Raw genomic sequence first — 16,752 nt, 5'->3', positions numbered from 1 at the left:
TCTAAAGTTAATTGATAGGTACCTTAATAGTACCAAATACTAAAAGCTAATAATCAGAAAAAGACTTTAATTGTTTAGATTAAAGTCTTTTTTCAATCAATAACCGAGATTTGAAAGTCTAACTATATAGAACTTAATCGAAAGCTGGTTACTGCAAGCCAAACCCAGCCCAATATCATTAACGTACCACCAATAGGGGTAATCGCTCCAAACCATCTAGGTGCGCCTAGGGCCATTACAAATAGACTGCCTGAAAAAATGATTATACCAATTTGTATCAGCCATGCAGTAGCTTGAGTAGTGTAATTAAGCTTTATAAGAAGCCCAACGATTAAAAGACCAAGCGCATGATAAAAAAAGTATTGGGAGCCAGTTTGCCACCAAGCAAATTGCTCAGCAGTAGCGCTACTTTTAATACCATGAGCACCAAAAGCACCAAGCGCTACTGAAATAGCGAGATTGACTGAGGCTATACCAACCCAATTCATAACTCCACCATATTAGTCAAAATCTTCGTTCGGCATAATGACACTGTCAATAGTCATTGCTTCTTTGATTTTTTCCATTGCATTTTTTTCAATCTGACGCACGCGCTCAGCTGAAATATCGTAAACCGCTGCTAGCTCATGCAGTGTGGACTTTTGCTCAGACAGCCATCGCTGCTCAACAATATCACGTGAGCGCTCATCTAAAGTATTCATTGCATTCATCAGTGCATTGGTATTATTTTCTTCCCAATCGGCATCTTCAACCATCTCAGCAGGATCCACACCATCTTCTAAGAACAACTGCGGTGCATAATGTCCATCATCTTCATCACTGGATTGGGCTTCGAATGAGGCATCATAAGAAGTTAACCTAGACTCCATCTCTAAAACCTGTTTACGAGTAACGTTTAAGTCTTTAGCAATGGCATCTGCTTCTTCAAGGGTCAAGCGATTATTGGTTTTTTTAAGACTCCTTAGGTTAAAGAAAAGCTTACGATGTGCTTTAGTAGTCGCTACTTTTACAATGCGCCAATTGCGAATCACAAATTCATGTATTTCAGCTTTAATCCAATGTACCGCAAAAGATACCAATCGTACCCCTTTATTAGGATCGAATCGTTTTACTGCCTTCATAAGGCCAAGATTGCCCTCTTGAATCAGGTCGGCCTGAGGTAAGCCATAACCCGAATAGCTTCTGGCAATGTGTATAACGAAACGCAAGTGAGACATAACCAAAATTCGGGCAGCATCAACATCGCCCTCATTATAATAGCGGTGTGCTAGCTCTTGTTCTTGTTCGGTGGTTAAAATTGGAATTTGGTGAACGGTATTAATATAAGCACCTAAGTTAACACCTGGGGCGGTTAAATTGACAGGCATTGCAGGAACAAGATCACGAGTGCTAGTATTGGGATGTTCACTTACCCAATTATTTTCAGTATCTTCCGATACCACATCAGCCAGCGATGCTTCAGTATTAGCTGTAGTATTTGACTGCGTTGCATTGTTTTTTGTATGAGTTGTCATGAAATGACCTTGCGACTATTAACCTAATTAATGTCTATTGTAAAGGATAGTTACCCCTAGTTACCATCTGTTTTGGTAATGATGACGTGAAAGATTGTATCGAGTTTTTCCAATCTATTATCAAAGGTATCTACACTGGCGATACTTGATTGAGTGCTCAATAGGATATCAAGCCCGGTTTGATGACAAAATGCAGCAAGATCAAGCTGAGAATTTGGGTCAGTAGCCAGAACATATACACTTTCGCCTACAGACATAGATCGTAAAGCGATTTTTGTTTTAAGTAACGGTAGGGGGCAGGCAAGCCCTAAGCCATCCACTAATGCAGTGATATAGCAGGGTTTTTGCAGCCTATCAAGAGTGAGTTTATCAGAGTGCTCAAGAGACTCAATACATCGGCTTACAAGAGCGTGTTGCTTAGTCTCGGATAGTTCTATATGTATCATAAGGGGAATCATTAATGGTTTACTCAAGACGTATAGCAATGAGTATTTTAACAGTTGATTTATGTAAAAGTGAAATTATATACAAAATGACGTATTTTTGAGCAGCCTGCTAGTTTTAAAAATTACTATGACCTAAAGTGAACTTTTAAAGTGTGAACATTCTAAATTAGTAAGGTTTTAAATTTTAGGTAAAAGAGAGATACTAGGTTTTGGCGTGAGTCTGATCGTTGCGGTTCATTATAGTAGTAGGTCGTATTTCTGAGATCTATTACTTAATCCTAAAAGGCAGGGAATCATATAAAGTTACATACGTGATAGGGTTGTATAAGGTTTTATCGCTATGATGACTGTTTGAGGTTGGGTCTTTGTTTAGGTTTAGATCCTCGTTTGAGTTTAGCGGATCGTCTGAGTTCAGATAGTTATTTTAGCTTCAATGATTTCCAAAGTTTTCAATAAACTAGCGGTAACTTTTTAGAGTGATTAAATAATAAAATATATAAAAGTTTACCAATGAAAAAATATCTGATACGCCTTAACGTATACAAATACAGGGCTCTATGATGAAAAATATTAATAAATTTGGACCTGTGAATAATGAAGCGCTTAACAGTGAAGTCCATCATATGTGCTTGAAATATACGAACTCTAATAAGCTTCAAGCTGTGCTTCTGATTGTACTGCCGTTTTTAGCCAGCAACAGTTATGCAGGCGTGCAACCGCAAACAACCTATACTCAATCAATATCGTTTAGTGATTATTCAGTGGAGGCTAATGGCAATCCACAGGGACCAAGCTTTGAGTTACCAGAGCTTAGCGAGGGTGGTCGATTTATTGAGCAAAATAGACACAAAGCGTTGGGCGAATGGTCTTTGCGACAACTAAATGCGAATGCGCGCATGTTAGACGATCCTTGGTCGCAAAGTATGCTTGAGTCTTTAGCGTGGCAAATTAATGCACAAGCTCGACAGCATGCACCGTTGGCTTTAGTGGTGGTCAACAATCCATCGATAAATGCCTTTGCCATTCCTGGTGGTGTTATGGGGATTAATACAGGTACAGTTTTGGCTGCTAATAGCATTGATGAAGTAGCTAGCGTCATTGCTCATGAGGTTGCTCACTTGAGCCAGCGTCATTATGAGCATCGAGATGAGGCTAATAGAAAAGCACTGTTGTTACAGGTTGGTGGACTATTGGCTGCTATAGCTGCTTCAATGGCTGATGGCGATGCTGCCGCTGCTATTATGATGGGAAGTCAAACGGCAGCGATGGATAGTCAAATGTCTTTTAGTCGCAGTAATGAGCGTGAAGCGGACCGCATTGGTATGCAACTAATGGCAAAGTCTGGATATGACCCTAGAGCAATGCCTAGATTTTTTTCCACATTGAATAAAAAATCGCATCTCAATATGAGTAAGCAGGCGTTCTTACCGAGTTTTATTATGACCCATCCGCTGAGCTCTGAGCGTTTAAGCGAGGCCCAGAGCCGAGCAAATCGCTATAAAACAACACATTTTAGCAAGCTATATGGGCAAGATGATTTTGAGTTGCTTAAATGGCGCATAAAAGTTTTAACCAAACAAACTAACGAAGCAGAGCTGTTTTCAGCTGCTCAATCAAGTAAAGGTGCGCAGCTTGCTTTGGCTTATTGGTATGGCACGCAGGGACGTTATTCAGATTGTGAGCGTATTCTTAATAAATTAAAGAAAAGTTTGGCTAACTCAAGCTTAGATAGTAAAGCTATTCATCAATCAAGTGTTGAGATACTACTTGCTATCACTAGGGCACAAGTTTCTGGTATGCGAGGAGAGTGGCAGCAGGCTGAAATGATTTTGAAACCTTATTATCAATTATATCCTGAGCGTCAAGACCTGCGCTTATACTTAGCTGATATTTGGTTGCAACTCGGAAAACCTAGAGAAGTGTTAGCAAGTTTGAAACCTATGATGCACAATCGGCCCCCTGATGTGGCCATACTCTCTAGAATGCAGCATGCGTATGAAGTGATGGCTGCACAGAACTCTAACTCAGATACAATGATGGCAAGAATTGCCACTATTAATGCCTTGCGCTATCGAGCGCAAGGGGAGTTATGGAAAGGAAAATATAATGATGCCTTAGTGTCTTTAAAACAGGCAAAGACTTTGAGTGAGGGTAGTATAAACAAGAGTACAGATAGTAAAATCATGAGTAACAGTGGCGCTTATAATTTACTACCCTTGTTAGCAAATATTGATAGTGAGATTGAAGCCGTAAAAATGGCTAGAGATTTTCGGCCCTAACCATTATTAGACAGTTATCTAACTACTTAGTTATCTATTAGTTAGTTATCTATTAGGCAAACGTTAGAGAATTATTGGATAGAACGACAAGACAGTATTCGTTAATTCATAAGTGCTTTTTTAACTAATTGAGAAATCAAGGCAGGATCCGCTCGGCCCGCAGTTTTAGCTTTCAACGCACCCATGACTTTGCCCATATCTTGCATAGAGGCGGCTCCTTGAGACGCAATTTCTTCTGACACCAAAACGTTTAGCTCTTCTTCTGTGATTTGTTGCGGCATAAATTCATTAATAATATCAATTTCAAACTGTTCTTTTTGAGCCAAATCATCACGCCCATTGTCTTTAAAGACAGTTAATGATTCTTGACGCTGTTTAAGCTGCTTTTGTAAAATTTCTAATACACCTGCATCATCCAGTTCGATTTTTCGATCAATTTCAATTTGTTTGATAACGGACTGAACATTGCGAAGTACTTTGACCTTTTCAAGCTCACGAGCTTTCATAGACGTTTTAACTTGCTCAGTAATCTCATTTTTTAATTGGCTCATTGTGAATCCTTTATTGTCATTAACTTTTATGGTAATCGAAACGCTAGAAGGCAGTACCGTATAGATAGATGTTATAGTCAATGTAATTATTAACGGTTATTGGGTTAATCTTACCTGCTTTAATTCATCAGCTATTAGCACTCAATCAGTTCAGTATAAATACTCAGTTCCTTGATAGATATTTTAGACTAATTCGGCTATGTCGTGTTTAAAATAAATGGATCATGTTGATAAAATTTTAGCATAAAAAAACCACCTTTATTATGACGTCATAATCACATATTCAGTGACAGCAACGACAAAATAAGGTGGTTTGTAATCAACATCTAATCAGACGAAACTGATTAGTAAATTTGATTAGTACATACGTGTAGTACGAATGGACTCACGTTGCAGCTTTTTAGCGTAACGCTTAACGGCTGCTGCCTTCTTACGCTTACGCACTTGCGTTGGTTTTTCATAAAATTCACGCTTACGTACATCGCCTAAAACACCTGCTTTTTCACAAGCACGTTTGAAACGACGAATAGCGATATCAACAGGTTCGTTTTCTTTAACCTTAACTGAAGGCATGCAGACTCCTTGGATTAGTCATAATTGGGTTTTAGAGACAGGTTACATTAGCAATGCTGTAATAGTTGAAATATAGCCACATGGTCTCAATAAGTTGTGGCATCAGCTCTTGCTAGAATCAAACTTTCAAAAACTAAAATAAGTGCTAGACTCATAAATTTTTTAGCAAGGGCGAGATTATACTATAAAAGCAATATAAAGGTCAATGGGTAAAATTTTAGGTTGATGGGCTCGTCCTCATTATCAAGACATTGTGACCAAACACAGCCTATAAAAAATCCCTTAATTTTTATAGGTGTTTAAATAGGTATGTGGTATTATAAATCTACAAAATAAACTAACAAAACCATTGTTTTTAGCCCGCTTGTCAGTGATTAACGGATAGAAAGAGTTTTATTGGTTGCACCGTAGAAATGCAATTAATAGGGTTAACGCTGATAGGCTAGCCTTTTAGGAGATAGGTATGTCAGTTATCGCTCAGTTAAATAAAAAGCTTGGTCAGTCTTCTGGTCGCACCTTGACATTATTATCAGTAATGCTCAGTACCAGTTTAGCTTTGACAGCCTGTAGTAGTGGGGAGGAACACCATGAAGCCAGCGCTGTCGATAAAGTTGAAGAAGCAGCTGAAATGGCCAAAAAGAATGCGCCAGAACCAGTCAAATTAGAGCTGGATAACGTCAATATTGACGCTGGCAGTGAGGGTGGTGATACTCCTAATAATACCGATGCTACTGATACTGAGGGTACCAATACTGGAGTGGGTAATGGAGAGGGCGAGTCAACTGATGGTGCCCAGCAGACCGAAGATAGTAATACAACAAATGCGCAACCAGCAACTGCAGCGGACTCTACATTATCTGCTGATGCAGGGAAACAGCTTTATGAAAAGGCTTGTAAAGCCTGCCACGCAACTGGCTTATTAAATGCACCTAAACTTGGTGATAAAGAAGCTTGGGCGACTCGTACAGCAGCTAATGATAAAGCAACTTTAGTAAAACACTCTGCTGAAGGGTTTAATCAAATGCCAGCTCAAGCAGTTAATGGCGTTACAGTTGAACAAGTAGCCGCAGCTGTAGATTATATGATTCAACAATCTAGCTGATATCATTTCGCATACGTTGGTGTGATGGACTGATTATTGACCTAAAAATAGTAGGCTTATTCTGCTAAACTACCATCATTACAGTCTTGTTTTGATGGTTTTTTTAATGGCGATATTTTTTTATTATATTCAAAGGTGATGCTTGAAAGTTTTAGGTTTAGAGACATCGTGTGACGAAACAGGTCTGGCTATATTTGACAGCGAGAGAGTGAACCATGACGGTAATGGCTTACTGGGGCAGGTACTGTATTCCCAAATCGAACTGCACGCTACCTATGGGGGTGTGGTGCCAGAGCTTGCCAGTCGTGATCATATTCGCAAACTTGTGCCACTTTTTAATGAGCTATTGGTGCAGTGTCAGATTAGTAAGCATGAAATTGATGCTATTGCCTTCACTAAAGGTCCTGGGCTTATCGGTGCTCTTATGACGGGTGCTTTATTTGGGCGTAGCTTGGCTTATGCTTTGGATATCCCCGCAATTGGCATACATCATATGGAAGGTCATCTGTTGTCCCCTCTATTAGGTCCTAAGCCCCCTAAATTTCCTTTTGTGTCGTTACTTGTGTCAGGCGGACATACCTTGCTTGTATCAGCGCATGCGATTGGCGAATATGAGATATTAGGCGAAAGTATTGATGATGCGGCCGGTGAATGTTTTGATAAAATGGCTAAAATGTTAGGGTTGCCTTACCCTGGCGGGCCGAATGTTGCTAAGCTTGCAGAATCAGGTAATCAGATGGCATATGATTTGCCAAGACCAATGCTACATAAAGGATTAGATTTTTCTTTTAGTGGTATGAAAACTGCTGTTCACAATTTAATCAAAGATACCAAGGGATCTGAATCGGATGAAACAGTGCGTGCCAATATTGCTGCCAGTTTTCAGCATGCGGTGGTGGATACCTTGGTCAAAAAGTGCATAAAAGCATTAAAGCAAACAGGTATGAAGCAGTTGGTTATTGCCGGTGGTGTGAGTGCTAACCTGCATCTTCGTGAAACGTTGGAAGCTGAGCTGGCTAAGATAAATGCAACAGTTCATTATGCCCCGTTAGAATTATGTACAGACAACGGAGCAATGATTGCTTATGCAGGGTATCAACGCCTCAAAGCCGGTCAATCAGATGATTTAACGGTAAAATGTGTGCCGAGATGGGATATCAGCGAATTGCCATCATTAACCTAAAAACCTTAGTTGAGACAGAGCACTTAGCGCTCAGTCTAACTATCAAAGAGAAATGTCGATGCAATGGATAGCAGTTGGGTTGGGTGCAGCGATTGGGGCGTGTTTGCGAGCATGGTTGGCAAAGTTTAATTTAGTACACGGTTGGGTACCCTTTGGTACGCTTGGCGCAAACGTTTTGGGTGGCCTGCTTATTGGTATGGCGATGGTTGTGTTTATTAAAATGGGTGAAACATGGCACCCTAATATTAAACTTTTTATAATCACTGGTTTTCTCGGCGGGCTGACCACATTTAGCAGCTTTAGTAGTGAAGTGTTTGGCTTACTTACTGAGGGTAAAGTAATACCCGGTCTAATCTTAATAGGGCTTCATGTTGGGTTAACACTGATTGCTACGGCAGTGGGCTATTATAGCATTCGCCTGCTACTCTAGTTGAGTCACAGCTATGAGTCATTCATAGCAAACAAGATAGAAAGCGGCTGTTTAGTCAGCGGTTATTTTTAATAGCGCCTGTCTAGAAGATGCCTGCCTAGAAAGTGACCGACTAGAAAGTGACCGACTAGAAAGTGACCGACTAGAAAGTGACCGTCTAGAAAGTGGGCATTTAAAAAAGTGCTTCACTAGATAGTTTGAGGCATTCGCATTGTCATAAGTGCCCTGATCTGTTTACTGCTCTGCCTAGTTAAGGTTTGACTAAGCCTTCTAAAAGTTCTGCAAACCCCTGCATGAATGCAACTTCTTGGCTAGCCTGACGAGTGGCCGCAAAAAGTTGGCAATAGACCCCGCCTCTTTTGTTATCATCATGTTGCCTCGTTCTTTCAGACTTCGTTTTTGGCGCTATTAAAGGTCTGGTTACTACCCATCCTTTTTTCTCATATTCTGCTCCCACCCAATCTGGAAGAGCAGCAACACCGCGTTCACTCGCAACCAACTGGATTAACATTGCTGTTAATTCAGTGGTTCGAATATTGGCAAAGCTGACATTTGCAGGAGTCATAAATTTTTGAATCACATCCAGCCTTTCAGCTTCTACCGGGTAAGCGATGAGGGTTTGGTCGACTAAATCTGTTGGCACAATTTCGTCTTTGATGGCGAGCGGGTGTGTTGGAGAAAGTACTAAACGGCTTTCGTAATTAAATAATAGTTGATAACTGAGGCCCTCAATATCTAAATTACTCGTGGTTATTAATAAATCAATATCCCCTTCTAGTAATAAATGATGGGGCTCAGGCTCAAAACCTGTGGCAAAGTCAAGCTCTACATCAGACCACTCTCGGCGGAACTGATTGAGTATTGGCATAAGCCAGTCGAAGCAACTGTGGCATTCAGAAGCTAAGCGCAAACGTCCCGCTTGACCATGTGCCAAACGTTTTAGATTGTTTTTGGTTTTTATCACTTGCGGTAGAATATTATCAGCCAGCTTTAGTACTAATGTACCTGCTGGGGTAAAGGTTAATGGGCGAGTTCTCCGATTGACCAATCGCACACCATAATAATTCTCTAACTCTTTAAGTTGATGCGACACTGCAGAGGCAGTAACGTGTAACTCATCTGCAGCAGCAGCCAGAGAGCCGTGAGCGCGAAGCGAAGTTAATGTTTGTAAATGTCGAAGTTCGAGCATATTTTAAGTCGTTTTATGTCATGAAGCGTGTAGGCGTTATTGGTTTATAAATTCTGACGTTGGTTGTTGTACAGTTTATTCAATCATGATATAGCTATCGAATAGAGCCTTCACAGTATCTGTTGAAAAAAATATCAACATTAGCGCAGTTAACATCATAGTTCGTAATCAGCATAAGTTACTGCGATTTGGCTTATTTATATATAAGTTCGGATTCTATGCCAGTCTAAAATGAACTGATTATAGTATAAAACCTGAAGTGGATAGGCTCAGCCTCTATTAGGGAATGTATCAATTTAAATTGGCTTTATATCCTTAGTATTTAAGCAAAAGTATTTAAGCAAATATCTTTTAATTTTTTGTATAAACAATGATTATAGCACGAGTTACTTAGCCATTTTGGACTGAGCATTTTCAGGCAGTATGCAAATAAGTTTGAGACACTGATTAAAATTGAGGCACTGATAGAGCATTTTATTGTTCGTCGCTCGAAACATATTTATATTGTATTTGTATAAAGCCAGATAACTTAAGTCATTATTATAAGCAAACAATGTTATTAACAAACGATTTATAGCGCCTTACAACATTTTTCTGCTACCATATTTAGAGATTTTATACTCAATAAATGTTAACACGTTGGCTAGCCATCATGCTAACTGAATAAAAAGTGAGAAAGGATAAATGGGGATACAAAAGATAAAACATTTTTTCTCGTCTGAGGCAGCAGGTGGTATTGTTCTTGCTTTTGCTGCATTTGCAGCTATGGTCATTGCAAATTCACCATTGCATAATTGGTATGAGTCATTTATTCATGCGCCAGTCGCAGTGCAAGTGGGCGATCTGGTTATTAATAAAGATGCTCATCACTGGATTAATGACGGTTTGATGGCAGTATTTTTCTTTTTAGTTGGTTTAGAATTAAAGCGTGAAGTATTAGTGGGTGAACTATCTAATATAAAGCAGATTATCTTACCAGCGGCGGCGGCGGTTGGCGGTATGATTGTACCGGCCATAGTGTATGTTGCTTTCAACTATCAAAGTTCAGACTACTTAAAAGGGTGGGCTATCCCTGCCGCCACCGATATTGCCTTTGCTATTGGTATTTTAAGTTTACTAGGGAATCGCGTACCAAATTCTTTAAAAATTTTCCTAGTATCAATCGCAATTTTTGATGATATTGGGGCAATTTTGATTATTGCTTTATTTTATACCAGCGATTTATCCCTTAACTCATTGTTAGTAGCGGGGGCCTGTTTGCCATTCTTATTCTTGCTGAATCGCCGTAATGTTAGCTCTATTACTGCGTATCTGTTTTTTGGCATTATTATGTGGGTAGCCGTTCTTAAATCAGGAGTGCATGCTACGCTCGCTGGTGTAGTGCTATCTTTGTTTATCCCGATGAGTGATCGTGATGACCCTGAACATTCCCCACTTGAAGAGCTCGAGCACGATCTACATGGTACGGTTGCTTTCGCAATCTTACCGCTGTTTGCTTTTGCGAACGCGGGCATCTCTTTGCAAGGTGCAGGTATAGATCAGTTGTTTCATTCAGTACCACTTGGTATTGCCGCAGGCTTATTTGTTGGTAAGCAGGTTGGCATTATGCTGATGTGCTGGGCTATTATAAAGTCTGGTATGGCTAAATTACCAATGGGCACTAGTTTTAAACAACTTTATGGAGTGTCTCTCCTTTGCGGTGTCGGATTTACCATGAGTTTATTTATTGGGGGTCTTGCATTTGGCGGTGCGACAGCAGGATTCGATGAGCGGCTTGGTATTATCATGGGGTCAATTATATCGGGCATAGCTGGTTATTTAGTATTAAAATCTGTGCTAAAAGATGAAGATGATGACATAACTATTGACTTAACAAAGGCCTAATTAAAGTTTGATTACAGAGTGGTCTTAGTTAGAAAGGTAGCAATGGAACAATAATTCCCTTGCTACTTTTTTTATAGCCTGTTATAGGTCATGCTTTGTCATAACTTATTTAAGACGATTTTTTAAATGTAGGAAAAACCAAATAATACTGACGAAATAGACAATTGTTGATCCCACTCGTCAATAAATTCCGTCTATGCTCACTATCATAAATTTAAATCTTAATTAGATAGCAAGTAATCCTGTCTATAATCCATCAATATAGGTAAATTATCTTAAAAAAATAAAAGGAAGTACTGATATCTACTTTTTTATTGAATTATTTAGTTACACTTATATAAGTTTGATAAACAAAAGAATGATGTAGATAACAAGTGATTACAGCATCTATTTCACAGGTTAAATATACTTATAAAACTGTTGGTGTTTCATTAAATATAACCTTTATTTTTACTCAAATGACTTAACATTTTATAAATATAAAAAGTCAATGAATACTCTTACGTATGTCAGTAAAAAATAAGGGAGATACCACGGTTTGTATTTCACAATTTTGAGAAAAATTCAAAATTTCAATTTTCTTTCAACATAATTTGGAATAAATTTATGAAAAAGTTCCTATCTGTTCTTCCTCTCAGCCTTATGCTTGCAGCCTGTGCTACTGGTCCTGTCGAAACCGTTCAGAACACTACTGATAAAGCGTACGATAGAATGATGCCAGAACAATTTGTATGTCAAGATAATGCAACTTTGCAAGTTAAGTACTCGATTGATGGTTCACAATCTACGATTAACGCTAATGTACCCAAGGCCAAATGGAATAATCAAACAATTATCTTAGATGAAGCTGTAGCTGCTTCAGGTAGTCGCTATGTAAACAGCGATAGTGACAATGTCGAATATGAATGGCATTCTAAAGATAATATGGGCATTTTCAGTATGATGTGGAAAGATGGAAAAACTTCCTATAGTGTAAACTGTGAACGAGCTTCATAAGATTTGTTAGGATGCCTAATTAATATTAACCGTAAGATTTTAAGCTTAAAACAGTCGCTAATTTTAGCGGCTGTTTTGTTATATATCCAGTAAGAGTTTTGATTCATAGCTTTTCCTATCCAGTTATCTAGTAAACATATTAACAAGTGGTTACATTTGGATTTCTTTTACTCATCTATAATCTTTTAGTAAACTATGGGCTTTATATTTAAACTAATCAACATCGAATCTAGGAAAGTATTATGAATAAGTTATTAACTATAATTTCATTTAGCTTCGTACTGGCAGCTTGTGCTACTAACACTCCTGTTACATCAGCAGAAGTAGCAAATGAGACAATGTTAAATGAAGCAAGTGAAGAAGTCGTTGATGCATCAAGTGAATCAACGATAGAAGCAGAAGTTGCCGTTGAAGCGGATGAGATGTATTCAGGAGATATTCCAGAGGATTTTCAGTGTGAACATGGTGCAAGTGTGCATGTTAAGTATTCTAATAACGGCGAGCAGGCTACTGTTGAGGGTAATGCGCCAAAAGCAAACTGGAATAGTGAAACTCGTATACTTACACAAGATGTAGCGGGTTCTGGTGTACGCTATATTAATAACGATGATAAAAGTGTCGTGTATGAATGGCATACTAAAGGTGATATCGGCGTATTAAGCTCAACGTGGGTTAATGGTAAAACGTATAGCGTGAATTGTGAAGCTGTCCGGTAACTCAAGTAGTTTAACGCACAGTGATTATTAGTAATCTTATTTAGCATTAACTTTTAAAAGCAGTCACTAGTTTCAGCGGCTGTTTTTTGTATGCGCAAATAAATATATAGGCTATCAATTTTGAGATACTCTGTTATAATACGCGGCTTGGTAAACCAGACGATCGCCGTTATGAATAGCATAAGGGAGGAAAGTCCGGGCTACATAAGGCAGCGTGCCAGCTAACGGCTGGGCGGGGTAACTCGACGACAAGTGCAGCAGAGAGAAGACCGCCTTTTAGCTTTAGGGTTAATCGGTAAGGGTGAAAGGGTGTGGTAAGAGCACACCGCATGGTTGGTAACAACTCATGGCAAGGTAAACTCCACGCGTAGCAAGACCAAATAGGTGTCCATTACTTGTCGCCTGCAGGGGACACGGGTAGGTTGCTCGAGCGTACTGGCAACGGTGCGCCTAGATGAATGATCGTCCACGACAGAACCCGGCTTATCGGTTTACCAAACTTTTAATGTATCAAATTTATTTAAGAACCTGTATTTATAAGCTAAAGTTAGCAAATTTTCAGAGTAAAATAGGTCAATACGAGGCGAGGCACCGTCAAATTAAAAGCGCAGGTTGAATAGTCATTATGCTATTTAATCCTAATTTTAATCAGGTAGTGAATTGTTTTAGGCGAGAATAGCCCATGATAGGTTGTGTGTACAGGTTCTAAGTTTCAAAGTATAAAATTTTTAAGATATCAAATATTAGGTTGCCGTTTGCTCCGAAACTCTAAAATTATTTTAGGTTAGGGGTTGACGAACCCCTATAATTTGGGGATAATACCGCCCTTAAATGGCGATGTAGCTCAGCTGGTTAGAGCGCACGACTCATAATCGTGAGGTCAAGAGTTCAAGTCTCTTCATCGCCACCATATTCAGTACTTATAATTTAAAAGCCAGACTTTAAAAGCCAGTTACTGCACTATAAAGATGCAGGAAGCTGGCTTTTTTAGATTTAAATTTACACCGCACTCATCATTTAATCTAGAATAGACCATTTGTTCCAGATATATTGCCATAATTATTCAACTCTGTACTCAATAACATTATTTCTTGTAAGTTACCCATCGCCATCTTATTATATAGCCTACTCAAAGGGCTATGATAAATTTCATATACTTTTTAATTTAAATTAACTCATTAAAGTTAAAAAATTGTAATCAATAGTTTGCTTATGCTAGGAGCGCAATTCATACTTCTAATGATAAATTTTATCGAAATATAATAAGCATGATATGTCAGTAAAGTTACCTCCTTATCGTCCCGTTCGTCACCGTAGTGGTCTTAAAGTTATGGGTGCTGCTTTTCATGCATTACTGATGCGTGAGTTGCAAACTCGTTTTGGTGGGTATCGTTTGGGGTATCTATGGGCGCCCTTAGAAGTGTTGTTCCAAGTTATGATCTATTTGGTAATTTTTTCAACATTTCGAGAGAGGCTTGTACCTGGTATGGACTATGCTCTGTTCTTAATTGCCGGTATGGTGCCTTTTCGTATGTTTCAACGTATTGCAATCAGAGCTTTGAGTGCTGTAGAAGCAAATAAGGGACTACTGATGTATCGTTCAATTCGTCATCTCGACGTGATTATTGCTCGTTCAGTATTGGAGTTAATTATATATTTTTTTACATCCATTGTTTTACTCGTGGGTCTCGCATTTTTTGATATTTATATTAGCCTATCAAACTTACATGTAATTATATTTTGCTGGATTACGTTATTCTTATTTAGTTTCGGAATAGCATTAATAATGATGGTCATCGGTTTTTATGGTGGCGAGATTAGTAAAGTTATTTCAATTGTATTTACTATTTTGTATTTTGTATCTGGTATTATTTATCCCATCCATATCATTCCAGAGCCTTACTTCAGCTATTTATTGTACAACCCGTTCATACATAATATCGAATTAATCAGACATGCATTTGCGCCAAATTATCCCGATTATCATATTAATATGGCCTACTTCTTACAGTGGATGGTCGGGGTTAATTTCTTAGGGTTATTGTTATACAAGTTCACAGAAAGAGATATGATTCGATCACGATAGGTGTAAGTAGGAGATAAGCTAATAACGTATGATTGAAATTAAGAATATTACTAAGTCATTTATGACAAAAAAAGGTCGCCACTATTTATTTCGTGATCTTAATCTAACGATTGACGATAAACAAAGTGTTGGCTTGCTTGGCAGAAATGGTGCTGGAAAATCAACATTATTACGTATAATCTGTGGTCTTGATGAACCAGATAGTGGTGAGATCATTACTAATTCAACCATTTCATGGCCAGTTGGCGTTGCGGGTGGGTTTCAAGGTAGCTTGACTGGTCGACAAAATGTTCGGTTTGTGTGTCGGTTATATTCTAGTGGTGCTTATATAGATGAAAAAATTCGTTTTGTAGAGGAGTTTGCTGACATAGGCAACTACTTTGATATGCCAGTTAAGAGTTACTCATCAGGGATGAAAGCACGATTAACATTTGGATTAAGTTTGGCGTTTGATTTTGATTACTACATGCTCGATGAGGCTGGGGCAGTCGGTGATGCTGCCTTTCGTAAACGTAGTGAGGAGATTCTAGCGGCACGACGCGAGCAAGCTGGGTTTTTAGTGGTATCACACAACTTGGGCGATATTGAACGTAACTGTGATATTGGTATTGTATTAATGGATCAAACTGCTCATGTGTTTGATGATACTAAAGAAGCAATCGAGGTATATAAAGAACATGTCCACAAAGCAAAAAAATAAAATTGTTAATTATTCGCTTTTAGTCGGTCTGGTTATTGTTCCGTGGATCTTGATTGTGTTATATGTCTTGATCTTAGCGCATCCTCGCTACATCTCACAATCCGATGTGGTAGTAAAGCAGGTCAGTCAAGCAGAAGTTGGTTCTGGAAGCGGTTTGGGCGCACTTCTTGGCGTAAACAATACCAGTATTGAAGATGCTAATTATTTGACAGAATATATCTTGTCAAATGATATGATCAAAAAACTAGATCAACAATTTAAGTTTCGTGAAGCATATTATGTTGATGGTTCAGATCCAATTTATGAAATCGCAGCTGATGCCACACAAGAGGAGCTGCAAAAGTACTTTAAGGATCGTGTTCATATTGACTTAAATGAAAAAACGCATGTGTTAACCGTAACCACAGAGGGCTTCGAACCTGACTATGCCTTGAAGCTGAACAAAGCGATTTTGGGTGAGTCCGAAGCCTTTGTAAACCGTATCTCCCAAGAAGTAGCACAAGATCAATTGGTATTTGCTGAGAAGCAGCTTGACGAAGCAGAAGCTCGTCTTAACCAATCAAAAGAGGCATTACTCAATTACCAAAACAAAAATGAAATATTTGATCCGCAGACAAACGCGCAACTCGTTAATCAGTTAATTGGTAATCTGCAGTCTCAATTGTCGTCATTACGTACTGAAGAACGGCAATTACTGAGCTATTTAAATCCTGACGCACCTCAGGTGGTGTCTTTGCGTAGTCAAATTAGGGCTGTAGAAAGTCAGATAAAAGATGAACAGAAGAAACTGACATCGCCTAATACCACCAAACTAAACCGTCAGGCTGTGCAGTTTGAAACCTTAAAAGCGGATGTGGAATTTGCCACTGAACTATACAAGCTGTCTTTAACCTCGCTTGAAAAGTCACGATTAGAAGCATTCAAAAAGATGAAAAATCTCATCGTGATTTCTACGCCTTATGAAGCGGAAGAATCGCTTTATCCGCGTCGCAACTATATCATTTGGACATCATTGATTTTACTGATGATTTTTTATGGGTTTGTACGGTTAGTCCTTGCTGTTGTTAAAGATCATAAAAGCTAGTTAATACGGTACAAATGAG

16 protein-coding genes, 1 tRNA gene and 1 other RNA gene are annotated in these 16,752 nt (G+C 38.8%); 12 read left to right on the top strand and 6 right to left on the bottom strand.

The annotated features are described in order from the left end of the window. Positions 1 to 122: 122 nt before the first annotated feature. The 3 genes from AC2SLN_RS09330 to AC2SLN_RS09320 form a co-directional block, all read right to left on the bottom strand. On the bottom strand, positions 123 to 488 hold the full coding sequence (locus AC2SLN_RS09330; RefSeq protein ID WP_486530952.1) for a DUF423 domain-containing protein: 366 nt from the start codon (positions 486 to 488) through the stop codon (positions 123 to 125). A 12-nt stretch (positions 489 to 500) separates the two neighbouring features. Further along, entirely contained in the window at positions 501 to 1,367 is an 867-nt protein-coding gene (gene rpoH, locus AC2SLN_RS09325; protein ID WP_486531103.1) for an RNA polymerase sigma factor RpoH, read from the bottom strand. 203 nt (positions 1,368 to 1,570) lie between these two features. Further along, a complete protein-coding gene (locus tag AC2SLN_RS09320; protein ID WP_486548134.1) occupies positions 1,571 to 1,960 on the bottom strand; it encodes a sulfurtransferase TusA family protein in 390 nt (129 codons plus the stop codon). A 560-nt stretch (positions 1,961 to 2,520) separates the two neighbouring features. Here AC2SLN_RS09320 and AC2SLN_RS09315 point away from each other — a divergent pair. Then, positions 2,521 to 4,239, top strand: coding sequence for a M48 family metalloprotease (locus tag AC2SLN_RS09315; RefSeq protein ID WP_486548135.1), 1,719 nt, complete (start codon positions 2,521 to 2,523; stop codon positions 4,237 to 4,239). Between the two features lie 101 nt (positions 4,240 to 4,340). On the opposite strand, the gene AC2SLN_RS09310 is transcribed toward AC2SLN_RS09315, so the two are convergent. Then, complete coding sequence (locus tag AC2SLN_RS09310) at positions 4,341 to 4,790, bottom strand: GatB/YqeY domain-containing protein (protein WP_486548136.1); 450 nt, start codon at positions 4,788 to 4,790, stop codon at positions 4,341 to 4,343. A 357-nt stretch (positions 4,791 to 5,147) separates the two neighbouring features. Then, entirely contained in the window at positions 5,148 to 5,363 is a 216-nt protein-coding gene (gene rpsU, locus AC2SLN_RS09305) for a 30S ribosomal protein S21 (RefSeq protein WP_486530956.1), read from the bottom strand. Positions 5,364 to 5,826: 463 nt separating this feature from the next. On the opposite strand from rpsU, the gene AC2SLN_RS09300 reads away from it, so the two are divergent. The 3 genes from AC2SLN_RS09300 (at position 5,827) to AC2SLN_RS09290 (ending at position 8,078) form a co-directional block, all read left to right on the top strand. Next, positions 5,827 to 6,465, top strand: a complete 639-nt coding sequence (locus AC2SLN_RS09300; RefSeq protein WP_486548137.1) for a c-type cytochrome — start codon at positions 5,827 to 5,829, stop codon at positions 6,463 to 6,465. Between the two features lie 142 nt (positions 6,466 to 6,607). Continuing rightward, a complete protein-coding gene (tsaD, locus tag AC2SLN_RS09295; RefSeq protein ID WP_486548138.1) occupies positions 6,608 to 7,648 on the top strand; it encodes a tRNA (adenosine(37)-N6)-threonylcarbamoyltransferase complex transferase subunit TsaD in 1,041 nt (346 codons plus the stop codon). Between the two features lie 58 nt (positions 7,649 to 7,706). Further along, entirely contained in the window at positions 7,707 to 8,078 is a 372-nt protein-coding gene (locus AC2SLN_RS09290; RefSeq protein WP_486548139.1) for a CrcB family protein, read from the top strand. Positions 8,079 to 8,328: 250 nt separating this feature from the next. Here AC2SLN_RS09290 and AC2SLN_RS09285 read toward each other — a convergent pair whose 3' ends face one another. Then, a complete protein-coding gene (locus tag AC2SLN_RS09285) occupies positions 8,329 to 9,267 on the bottom strand; it encodes a LysR family transcriptional regulator (RefSeq protein ID WP_486548140.1) in 939 nt (312 codons plus the stop codon). A 684-nt stretch (positions 9,268 to 9,951) separates the two neighbouring features. Between AC2SLN_RS09285 and nhaA the strand changes: the two genes are divergently transcribed. The 8 genes from nhaA (at position 9,952) to AC2SLN_RS09245 (ending at position 16,733) form a co-directional block, all read left to right on the top strand. Continuing rightward, the gene (nhaA, locus tag AC2SLN_RS09280; protein ID WP_486548141.1) at positions 9,952 to 11,151 is read left to right on the top strand and encodes a Na+/H+ antiporter NhaA; all 1,200 of its coding nucleotides are present in this window, start codon (positions 9,952 to 9,954) and stop codon (positions 11,149 to 11,151) included. Positions 11,152 to 11,757: 606 nt separating this feature from the next. Then, on the top strand, positions 11,758 to 12,147 hold the full coding sequence (locus AC2SLN_RS09275; protein ID WP_486548142.1) for an MliC family protein: 390 nt from the start codon (positions 11,758 to 11,760) through the stop codon (positions 12,145 to 12,147). 242 nt (positions 12,148 to 12,389) lie between these two features. Continuing rightward, positions 12,390 to 12,863, top strand: coding sequence for an MliC family protein (locus AC2SLN_RS09270; protein WP_486548143.1), 474 nt, complete (start codon positions 12,390 to 12,392; stop codon positions 12,861 to 12,863). A gap of 147 nt (positions 12,864 to 13,010) precedes the next feature. Then, positions 13,011 to 13,365: RNase P RNA component class A (gene rnpB, locus AC2SLN_RS09265), an RNA gene on the top strand. Between the two features lie 331 nt (positions 13,366 to 13,696). Then, a tRNA-Met gene (locus tag AC2SLN_RS09260) sits at positions 13,697 to 13,773 on the top strand. 363 nt (positions 13,774 to 14,136) lie between these two features. Beyond that, entirely contained in the window at positions 14,137 to 14,949 is an 813-nt protein-coding gene (locus AC2SLN_RS09255; protein ID WP_486548144.1) for an ABC transporter permease, read from the top strand. 28 nt (positions 14,950 to 14,977) lie between these two features. Further along, positions 14,978 to 15,649 carry an ABC transporter ATP-binding protein gene (locus AC2SLN_RS09250; protein WP_486548145.1) on the top strand — a complete coding sequence of 224 codons (672 nt, stop codon included), beginning with the start codon at positions 14,978 to 14,980 and terminating at the stop codon, positions 15,647 to 15,649. After that, on the top strand, positions 15,627 to 16,733 hold the full coding sequence (locus AC2SLN_RS09245) for a KpsE/RkpR family capsule polysaccharide export protein (RefSeq protein WP_486548146.1): 1,107 nt from the start codon (positions 15,627 to 15,629) through the stop codon (positions 16,731 to 16,733). The genes AC2SLN_RS09250 and AC2SLN_RS09245 overlap by 23 nt, the downstream gene beginning before the upstream one ends. The last annotated feature ends 19 nt before the right edge of the window (positions 16,734 to 16,752 follow it).

The organism is Psychrobacter sp. CX90 (assembly GCF_057396305.2).
This window is presented reverse-complemented; position numbering and strand designations above follow the sequence as displayed.

What these genes read in the sequence shown, in the direction of transcription:
- AC2SLN_RS09285 (WP_486548140.1), bottom strand. Translation starts at nt 9,267, where the DNA reads ATGCTCGAACTTCGACATTTACAAACATTAACTTCGCTTCGCGCTCAC.
- AC2SLN_RS09290 (WP_486548139.1), top strand. Translation starts at nt 7,707, where the DNA reads ATGCAATGGATAGCAGTTGGGTTGGGTGCAGCGATTGGGGCGTGTTTG.
- AC2SLN_RS09300 (WP_486548137.1), top strand. Translation starts at nt 5,827, where the DNA reads ATGTCAGTTATCGCTCAGTTAAATAAAAAGCTTGGTCAGTCTTCTGGT.
- nhaA (WP_486548141.1), top strand. Translation starts at nt 9,952, where the DNA reads ATGGGGATACAAAAGATAAAACATTTTTTCTCGTCTGAGGCAGCAGGT.
- AC2SLN_RS09320 (WP_486548134.1), bottom strand. Translation starts at nt 1,960, where the DNA reads ATGATACATATAGAACTATCCGAGACTAAGCAACACGCTCTTGTAAGC.
- AC2SLN_RS09315 (WP_486548135.1), top strand. Translation starts at nt 2,521, where the DNA reads ATGAAAAATATTAATAAATTTGGACCTGTGAATAATGAAGCGCTTAAC.
- rpsU (WP_486530956.1), bottom strand. Translation starts at nt 5,363, where the DNA reads ATGCCTTCAGTTAAGGTTAAAGAAAACGAACCTGTTGATATCGCTATT.
- AC2SLN_RS09310 (WP_486548136.1), bottom strand. Translation starts at nt 4,790, where the DNA reads ATGAGCCAATTAAAAAATGAGATTACTGAGCAAGTTAAAACGTCTATG.
- AC2SLN_RS09275 (WP_486548142.1), top strand. Translation starts at nt 11,758, where the DNA reads ATGAAAAAGTTCCTATCTGTTCTTCCTCTCAGCCTTATGCTTGCAGCC.
- AC2SLN_RS09245 (WP_486548146.1), top strand. Translation starts at nt 15,627, where the DNA reads ATGTCCACAAAGCAAAAAAATAAAATTGTTAATTATTCGCTTTTAGTC.
- AC2SLN_RS09255 (WP_486548144.1), top strand. Translation starts at nt 14,137, where the DNA reads ATGTCAGTAAAGTTACCTCCTTATCGTCCCGTTCGTCACCGTAGTGGT.
- AC2SLN_RS09270 (WP_486548143.1), top strand. Translation starts at nt 12,390, where the DNA reads ATGAATAAGTTATTAACTATAATTTCATTTAGCTTCGTACTGGCAGCT.
- rpoH (WP_486531103.1), bottom strand. Translation starts at nt 1,367, where the DNA reads ATGCCTGTCAATTTAACCGCCCCAGGTGTTAACTTAGGTGCTTATATT.
- AC2SLN_RS09330 (WP_486530952.1), bottom strand. Translation starts at nt 488, where the DNA reads ATGAATTGGGTTGGTATAGCCTCAGTCAATCTCGCTATTTCAGTAGCG.
- AC2SLN_RS09250 (WP_486548145.1), top strand. Translation starts at nt 14,978, where the DNA reads ATGATTGAAATTAAGAATATTACTAAGTCATTTATGACAAAAAAAGGT.